This window comes from Pseudomonadales bacterium (assembly GCA_013215025.1).
In the GTDB taxonomy this organism is placed as follows: Bacteria; Pseudomonadota; Gammaproteobacteria; order Pseudomonadales; family DT-91; genus DT-91.
This window is the reverse complement of the sequence record JABSRR010000179.1, coordinates 1-5,981: the sequence shown is the minus strand read 5'-3', so window position 1 is coordinate 5,981 and position 5,981 is coordinate 1. Positions and strand designations below refer to the sequence as shown.

Sequence of the window (5,981 nt, the reverse complement as noted above, 5' to 3'; positions counted from 1 at the left end):
GCTTTAGTTTAGATGAGCTGTAGTTTAGATGAGTTCTATTTTGGATAACTTCTATCACAGACAAGTGCTAGTCTGGCTTGCTAATGATGAGCGCGGCGCCAACTCATTGGTGATGGCTAGGCAGCAATATCCCCAATAATATCAAACCACGGTTTAATTTTTTTGTGCAAGCCTCGGCAGTTGAAGGCATAATGGCCAAATATCATCCGCCACCTTGAAGGAATCGATGCGTGAAATTTCCTGGCAGCCACATCCTTTCTATCAGCCAATTCGATATCCCCGATATTGAAACCATTTTTGCCGTTGCCGACCGCATGAAGCCTTATGCTTATCGCGAAAAAGCCAGTAAGGTTTTAGAGGGCGCGGTGCTCGGTAATATGTTTTTTGAGGCCTCTACGCGCACCCGTGTCAGCTTTGGCGCAGCCTTTAACTTACTTGGCGGTAGTGTACGCGAAACCACTGGGCTGCAGTCATCGGCGCTGTCAAAAGGTGAGTCACTGTTTGATACCGCCAGAGTGCTGTCAGGCTATTCTGATGTGATTGCCATGCGCCATCCGCAGCCTGGCTCGGTAGCAGAGTTTGCTGAAGGCAGTCGGGTGCCCGTGCTTAACGGTGGCGACGGTTCAAATGAACACCCGACACAGGCCTTGCTTGATTTATACACCATTCGTTCTGAGCTTAAGTCGCGTGGCCGCGCTGTGGAGCAGCTGCGCATTGCCATGGTGGGCGATTTACGTAACGGCCGCACCGTGCATTCGCTGTGTAAATTACTAACGCTTTATCAAGGCATTGAAGTGCGTTTGATATCGCCGCGCGACCTAGCCATGCCAGAAAGCATTGTTGAAGCCATGCGTGAGGCTGGTCATAGTGTGACAATTTGTGAGGCGCTAGAGCCGAATATTCAAAATATCGATATTTTATACTCTACCCGTATTCAAGAAGAACGTTTTCCTTCACAGGCTGAAGCCGACCTCTATCGTGGTAAATTTCGCCTGAATCAGTCAATTTATAGCCAGTTTTGTGATCCTAACACGATTATTATGCACCCTCTGCCGCGTGACTCTCGGCAAGAGGCCAATGAGCTTGATATAGACCTAAATACCAATCCTAATCTGGCAATCTTTCGCCAAGCAGATAATGGCGTGCTAGTGCGTATGGCATTATTTGCCTTGGTATTAGATGTGGTTGATTTGGTCGCCAAATATGATCGCCCGGTCAATTGGTTTACGGGCAGCCGCCATGGGTAAGCTGCCCTTTAGTCAGTTTCAGCAAGCCGATGTTGATATTGTTGAACGTGCCTCAGGCTTTGACGGTTTTTTTAAACTGCAGCAGCTACATTTACGCCATAAGCGCTTTGATGGCAGCTGGTCTGAGCTTTTTCAACGCGAACTTTGTCTACGCGGTGATGCTGTGGGGGTGTTGTTATATGATCCAGCGCTTGAAGCGTTCGCCTTGGTTGAGCAGCTGCGCATTGGCGCGCTGGGTCGCAGCCAAAGCCCGTGGCTGTTGGAAATTGTTGCGGGCATGTTAGACAAGCCTGACGAGTCAAAAGCCGCTGTGGCGAGACGTGAAACGGCTGAAGAAGCCGGTTTGGAAATAGACGCTATAACACCGATGTTAGAGTATTTTTGCAGCCCCGGCGGCAGCAGTGAATTTTTTAGCTTGTTTTGCGCTAAGGTGGATTTGGCGCAGGTTCAGTCGGCAATTTTTGGCGTGGCAGACGAACATGAGGATATTCGGCTGCATATTGTAAAGGTTGATGATGCCCTGCAATATTTACAACAAGGCATTATTAATAATGCGATGACGGTCATTGCGCTACAGTGGTTTCAACTGCACCGTGCGCAGTTGCCAGAACTTTGGGCGAAGCTGCCTGCGTTAGATTGCCAGCACGAGGCCTGATCCTATGTCGGATACACCGCCTGATCAGCGCTCGGAATCTTCCTCTAAGCCCGCTTTTGAATCAGAACAGAAACAAGCACAAACAAAAACGCAAACACAAGCACAAGACGCCAGTCTAGATGAGACTGCGGTCGCGGTAAAAAAGACTGGCCTGCTGCGCTCAAGTTTGTTGGTTAGCAGCATGACCATGCTATCGCGTGTGCTAGGCTTGCTGCGTGATATGTGTATCGCCATTATGGTTGGCGCTACCGCAAACGCTGATGCATTTTTTATTGCCTTTAAAGTGCCGCAGTTTTTACGGCGCTTATTTTCTGAGGGCGCATTTTCGCAGGCCTTTGTGCCGGTGCTGTCTGAATATCGAGAGCAGCGAGATTTTGCCGCAGTAAAAGCGCTGTTAGATCGGGTGGCAGCTAGCCTTGGCTCGGTGTTGATTATGGTCTGTGGCCTAGCCGTGGTTGGCGCGCCTTGGCTTACCGCCGTGTTTGCGCCCGGCTTTTTGTCCGACCCGGACAAATATGCGCTCACGGCAAGCCTGATCCAAATCACTTTTCCGTATTTATTGTTTATCTCCATGGCGGGTTTTGCGGGAGCGATTTTAAACAGCTATGGCCGTTTTGCCGTGCCGGCCTTTACCCCAGTCATATTAAATCTGTGCTTGATTACTGGAGCAGTGTGGGGCGTTGATTATTTTCAAGAGCCGGTTATGGCTTTGGCCTGGGCGGTGTTTGTGGCGGGGCTGGCACAATTTTTATTTCAGCTGCCGTTCTTAGCCAATATCCATTTACTGCCCAGCCCTAAATGGGATTGGCAAGACGACGGTGTGCGGCGCATTCTGACGCTGATGTTGCCGGCGCTGTTTGGTGTATCAGTTAGCCAAATCAATCTATTATTGGATACGGTGTTGGCATCGTTTTTACCCACAGGTTCTGTCTCGTGGCTGTATTTCTCAGACCGCTTGGTTGAACTGCCGCTGGGTGTATTTGCTATTGCAGTAAGTACCGTGATTTTACCCTCGCTGTCGCGTAAGCACGCGAATGCTAATCAGGCTGAGTTTCAAAAAACCCTAGATTGGTCGATGCGTATGATACTGCTGATCAGTCTACCGGCCGCGCTAGCGCTATTTATGTTGGCTGAGCCCTTGCTGGCGACGCTGTTTTACTATGGCGAGGCATTTACTGAGTCTGATATCACTATGGCTGCCTTAAGTCTGCAGGCCTATAGTTTAGGCCTTCTGCCTTTTATGGCCATCAAGGTGCTGGCTCCTGGATATTACGCGCAATTAGATATGAAAACCCCGGTCAAAATCGGCATTATCGCCATGTTTGCCAATATGCTATTAAATCTGCTGCTGGTGCTGCCGCTGCATTATTATTGGCAAATTGGCCATGTAGGGCTGGCGTTAGCGACCGGGCTGTCAGCGCTGTTGAACGCCGGGCTGCTACTCTCCGGTCTGCTGCAAAAACAGGTCTATGCAGTGCAGCCGGGTTTTTATCTATTACTGCTGCGTGCCATCTTAGCCAGTGCTGCTTTGGCTGCTTTTCTGTATTTTACCAGCCCTGACGCTGAATTTTGGCTGAGCCAATCATGGCAGGGTAGGGTTTTGCCGATGCTTGGTTTGGTGCTTGGCGGCATATGCGTTTATGCGCTGTCGCATGTGCTACTAGGGCTTAGGCTCAAGGATATCCGTAGCCCTGTGTCGCATTAATAAGGTCAAATAGCCGCTAATACGCATGCAGGTTTTTGATTGTTTGCGCCGCGCAGCTGCTATCAAATGGCTAGCTCACTGCCCATGAAATACGCTATAATCGCGCCTTTTTAACAGTCGATCTAAAGTTTGTAAAATGCGCTGCTGCTGAAGCGCAGATAAATGACAAATGTCGCGCAGACTGATGCAATTTGTACCGGCTAAATCTCTGAGAGCAGATGGAATTAATTCGCGGTTTACACAATATTCGAACTCGACACCAAGGTTGTGTGGCAACCATTGGTGCGTTTGATGGCGTGCACCGTGGCCATCAGGCGGTCTTGGCGCAGCTTAAGCAGCAGGCGCAGCAGCATCAGCTGCCGTCTTTAGTGATCACGCTTGAACCCCTGCCGCGTGAATATTTTGCTCCGCAAGCCGCGCCGGCGCGCTTGATGAGCTTTCGTGAAAAGATTGTCGCCTTAGCCGAGCAGGGCATTGATCGCGTGTTGGGTATTCATTTTGATCAAGCGGTCTCTGAAGTGCCGGCAGAAGATTTTATTGAAACCATCTTTCATCGCCAGCTTGGCATGAAACATATGATCGTCGGTGATGATTTACGTTTTGGTCATGAGCGTCGTGGCGATTTTACTCTGCTAGAAAAAATGGGTCGTGACTTAGGCTTTGGCGTGTCTGCCACACAAACGCTGGCGATTGATGATGAGCGCGCCAGTTCAACCCGTATTCGACGTACCCTAGAGGCCGGCGATTTTGCCTTAGCAGAGCGTTTGTTAGGACGGCCTTACTCCATGACCGGCAAGGTGGTATATGGTCAGCAGCTAGGTAGAACCATTGGTGTTCCTACGGCCAATTTGCAGCTGCACCGTATTAAATCACCGATGGCCGGTGTGTATGCGGTAGAGGCGCAGCTGAAAGGTAGCGATGTTATTTTGCCTGGCGTTGCCAATGTCGGTACTCGGCCGACCGTGGGTAATAATTTAACCGCCATTTTAGAAGTGCACTTACTCGACTTCGATGCCACCATTTATAATAAAACCTTAACGGTGACGTTTCGTCAGAAGCTGCGCGATGAGAAAAAATTTGCCTCGTTTGAGCTATTGCAACAGGCTATTTTTGCCGATATTGAACAAGCACGTGCGTACTTTGCTCGTCAAACCCCTGATATTTCTATAGAGACTCAATAATGACTGACTATAAGTCAAGCCTTAACCTGCCTGAAACTGCCTTTCCCATGAAAGGTGGTTTGGCGCAAAGCGAACCGAAGCGTTTGCAGCAATGGCAAGATAATAATCTATACCAAAAGATTCGAAGCGCGCGCGCCGGTGCCGAGCCATTTATTTTGCATGATGGCCCTCCCTATGCCAACGGCGATATTCATATTGGTCACTCGGTCAATAAAATTCTCAAAGACATTATTATCAAATCAAAAACCTTAAGTGGTTTCGATGCGCCCTATGTACCGGGCTGGGACTGCCATGGTCTGCCGATTGAGCTGAACGTTGAGAAAAAAGTTGGCAAGCCTGGGGTTAAGGTGGATGCGAAAACCTTTCGACAAAAATGCCGTGACTATGCCGAGAAGCAGGTAGCAGGGCAGATGGCTGATTTTCAGCGGCTTGGTGTACTGGGTGATTGGGCAAAGCCTTATAAAACCATGGACTTTCAATTTGAAGCCGACACGGTGCGTTCGCTGGCAAAAATTATTGACAATGGGCATTTGCAAAAAGGCTTTAAGCCCGTACATTGGTGCTTAGACTGTGGTTCAGCTTTGGCTGAAGCCGAGGTGGAGTATCAAGATAAGCAATCATCTGCCATTGATGTGGCCTACAGTGTTGACGACTTGGCGGCACTCTCTAAAGCCTTTAACTGCAGCATCGAGCAAGCAAGTGCCGTAGTTATTTGGACCACTACCCCGTGGACGCTGCCGGCCAGTTTGGCAGTGTCGGTGCACCCTGAATTAGAGTACGTGCTGTTACAGGGTGAGGGGCAAAATCTGATTGTCGCTGAGGCGCTTTATCAAAGCTGTTTGTCGCGCTACGCGCTCGATTACACCGTTATTGCCAGTGCGCCTGGTCACAAGCTTGAACATCTGCAGCTGCAACACCCATTCTTAGATAAATTATTGCCAGTGATTTGCGGCGAGCATGTGACAACCGATGCCGGTACCGGCTGTGTGCATACTGCGCCAGGTCATGGTGTGGATGATTTTAATGTTGGTCAGCTCTATGGCCTTGAGGTGTATAACCCGGTTGCCGCAAACGGCGTGTATTTTGACGATACCCCTTTGGTAGGGGGTAAGCATATTTTTAAAGCCAATGCTGACATTGTTGCATTGTTAGATGAGCGTGGTAAGTTACTGAAGCATGTAGAGTTTACACAT

The 5,981-nt window shown here is 49.4% G+C and carries 5 protein-coding genes; all 5 read left to right on the top strand.

Going from position 1 to position 5,981, the window contains the following annotated elements:
- The first annotated feature begins 230 nt into the window (after positions 1-230).
- Entirely contained in the window at positions 231-1,247 is a 1,017-nt protein-coding gene (locus tag HRU21_11175) for an aspartate carbamoyltransferase (GenBank protein ID NRA42849.1), read from the top strand.
- Positions 1,240-1,902 carry an NUDIX domain-containing protein gene (locus HRU21_11170; protein NRA42848.1) on the top strand — a complete coding sequence of 221 codons (663 nt, stop codon included), beginning with the start codon at positions 1,240-1,242 and terminating at the stop codon, positions 1,900-1,902. The genes HRU21_11175 and HRU21_11170 overlap by 8 nt, the downstream gene beginning before the upstream one ends.
- A 4-nt stretch (positions 1,903-1,906) precedes the next feature.
- Positions 1,907-3,607 (top strand): murein biosynthesis integral membrane protein MurJ, encoded by a 1,701-nt coding sequence (gene murJ, locus HRU21_11165; protein NRA42847.1) that lies wholly within the window; start codon positions 1,907-1,909, stop codon positions 3,605-3,607.
- A gap of 218 nt (positions 3,608-3,825) precedes the next feature.
- Complete coding sequence (gene ribF / locus HRU21_11160) at positions 3,826-4,788, top strand: bifunctional riboflavin kinase/FAD synthetase (protein NRA42846.1); 963 nt, start codon at positions 3,826-3,828, stop codon at positions 4,786-4,788.
- The coding region (locus HRU21_11155; GenBank protein ID NRA42845.1) for a class I tRNA ligase family protein at positions 4,788-5,981 on the top strand (1,194 nt) is incomplete at its 3' end. The genes ribF and HRU21_11155, both read left to right, overlap by 1 nt.

Coding starts and splice junctions, on each gene's coding strand:
- HRU21_11170 (NRA42848.1), top strand. CDS start 1,240: ATGGGTAAGCTGCCCTTTAGTCAGTTTCAGCAAGCCGATGTTGATATT.
- murJ (NRA42847.1), top strand. CDS start 1,907: ATGTCGGATACACCGCCTGATCAGCGCTCGGAATCTTCCTCTAAGCCC.
- ribF (NRA42846.1), top strand. CDS start 3,826: ATGGAATTAATTCGCGGTTTACACAATATTCGAACTCGACACCAAGGT.